The sequence below is a fragment of the Kitasatospora sp. NPDC001539 genome (assembly GCF_040298565.1).
GTDB lineage: Bacteria > Actinomycetota > Actinomycetes > Streptomycetales > Streptomycetaceae > Kitasatospora.
Genome location: NZ_JBEPAK010000438.1, coordinates 1 through 2,587, shown reverse-complemented (window position 1 = coordinate 2,587; position 2,587 = coordinate 1). Strand labels below are relative to the sequence as shown.

The 2,587-nt window shown below is 72.4% G+C and carries 2 protein-coding genes; both read left to right on the top strand.

All coding sequences use genetic code 11. From position 1 onward, the window contains the following. Positions 1-411: 411 nt before the first annotated feature. Positions 412-2,136: a putative Ig domain-containing protein gene (locus ABT247_RS32980; RefSeq protein ID WP_350750209.1), complete on the top strand. Its 1,725-nt coding sequence runs from the start codon at positions 412-414 to the stop codon at positions 2,134-2,136. A 186-nt stretch (positions 2,137-2,322) separates the two neighbouring features. After that, a complete protein-coding gene (locus ABT247_RS32975) occupies positions 2,323-2,538 on the top strand; it encodes a hypothetical protein (protein ID WP_350750207.1) in 216 nt (71 codons plus the stop codon). Positions 2,539-2,587: the final 49 nt, after the last annotated feature.

Sequence of the window (2,587 nt, the reverse complement as noted above, 5' to 3'; positions counted from 1 at the left end):
CCGCCCGCCTCGCCGGCGAGGAGATCGAACCACGCGGCCCCATCGAGACCGAAGCAGCCCGCCGCCTCGCCGACGACCTCAACAACCAGTAGTCATCAGCTAACCCAACACTTTCTGAGGCGTCCCTGAGGACGCCCGGGCCCGAACCACGCCGACGGCGTCGCCGGGCCGGACGGACCACCCCCGGCGTGAGGCCCGGCCAACCGGTCCCGAACGAGCCGCGCATCGGGGGATCCGGTGAACTGACGGTGTCTCGGCTGTGCAGGAACGCCCGCCGGGAGGCGCCCGGACACGAAGCGTCTGTTCGTCGCGTTCCGTTCAAGCTCCGCTCACCCCACCATGGGACGGTGCCCACCGCGCCTACGCGCGTAGCACTTCCCCTGCACCCCCACGTGACGGAGGACCTGACCCATGCTCAGACGAACTGACGCCATCCGCCCCCTCGCCCTGGGCGCGGTCGCCCTGGCGGTGCTCGCCGGCGCGAGCGCCGTCCCCCACCGGGCCGTGGCGGCGGCCCCGGCGGCGACCGCCGCGTCCACCGCCACCACCACCCCGCACCGCGTCCTGTTCGACGCCAGCAAGGCGGAGACCGCCGGCAACGCGGACTGGATCATCAGCACCAGCCAGCCCGACCCGCTCGCCCAGAACGCCAACCCGCAGTCCGAGACCGACTGGACGGGCGCCATCTCCAGCTGGGGCGTGGCCCTGCAGAAGACCGGCCAGTACAGCCTCAAGACCCTGCCCAGCGGCTCCACCATCACCTACGGCACCGGCGCCGCGCTGGACCTCGCCAACTTCGACGAGTTCGTCCTGCCCGAGCCCAACATCCGGCTGAGCGACGCCGAGAAGACCGCGGTCATGAAGTTCGTCCAGAACGGCGGCGGGCTCTTCCTGATCTCCGACCACACCGCCAGCGACCGCAACAACGACGGCTGGGACTCCCCGGCCATCATCAACGACCTGATGAGCGCCAACTCGGTCAACAGCAACGACCCGTTCGGGTTCTCCGTCGACCTGCTCAACATCCAGACCGACAACCCGACCGCCGTCAACGACGCCACCGACCCCGTCCTGCACGGCCCCTTCGGCACCGTCACCGGCAGCATCATCCGCAACGGCACCACCTTCACCCTCAAGCCCGCCGACAACCCCGCCGCCAAGGGCCTCGTCTACCGCACCGGCTACTCCGGCACCACCGGCGCCGCCTTCGCCACCAGCACCTTCGGCAAGGGCCGGGTCGCCATCTGGGGCGACAGCTCCACCATCGACGACGGCACCGGCCAGCCGGGCAACACCCTCTACGACGGCTGGAACGACCCGGCCGGCACCGACGCCGCACTCGCCCTCAACGCCACCGCCTGGCTCGCCGCCGGCAGCACCGGCACCGGCACCGGCAGCGTCACCCTCACCAACCCCGGCGCCCGCACGGCCACCGCCGCGACCGCCACCACCCTCCAGCTCTCCGCCACCGACACCGCCGGCGGAACCCTGACCTACGCCGCGTCGGGCCTGCCCGCCGGCCTGAGCGTCAACACCGCCACCGGCCTGATCAGCGGCACCCCCACCACCGCCGGCACCTACTCCGTGACGGCCACCGCGACCGACTCCACCGGCCCGTCCTCCTCCGTCACCTTCACCTGGACCGTCCAGCCCGCCGGCAGCGGCGGCTGCACCCCGGCCCAGCTGCTCACCAACCCCGGCTTCGAGACCGGTTCGACGGCCGGCTGGACGGAGACCAACACCAGCGGCAGCAGCACCGCCAACAGCAGCTCCAGCGAGCCGCCGCACTCCGGCACCTACGACGCTTGGCTGGACGGCTACGGCAGCACCAACACCGACACCCTCGCCCAGACGGTGACCCTGCCGGCCGGCTGCACCGCCTACACCTTCAGCTTCTGGCTGCACATCGACACCGCCGCGAGCACCACCACCGCCTTCGACACGCTGACGGTCACCGCCAACGGCACCACCCTGGCGACCTACTCCAACGTCAACGCGGCCGCCGGCTACCAGCAGCACAGCTTCAACCTGTCCGGGTACGCCGGCCAGAGCGTCACCCTCAAGTTCACCGGCACCGAGGACTACACCAAGCAGACCTCCTTCGTCCTGGACGACACCGCCGTCAAGGTGTCGTGAACCGACGCCGGCCGCCCTCCCCGCGCCAGGGGAGGGCGGCCGGCGCCGACCGCTCCCGCCCCGCCTGCGGCCGACGGACCGGCTCCGCGCCCGGCTGATCGGCTCCGCGCCCGGCTGATTGACCCCGCGCCCCGCGGGGCACCCGCCAGGTGACCGAGCAATCCGCCACGAGGCAAGGAGCCGACGGTGAACGAGATCCCCCAGGGCGGCGCGGGCGGCGTGCCGCTGCACCACGAGGGCGACGACGCGTCCCGCGACCCCAGGGCCCCCGGCTCCGGGAACACCACGGAAGGCCAGGGCGACGCGACCACCGCCGAACCCGGCCGGGCCCGCCGGCTCGACCCCGACGAACTGGAGGACCAGGACGGCGAGGGCGAGGACGACGAGAGCGGGGACGCCTAGAAGCCTGATGAAGATGTTGGGGTCTGGCCCCACCGCGCGAGCGGTGGGG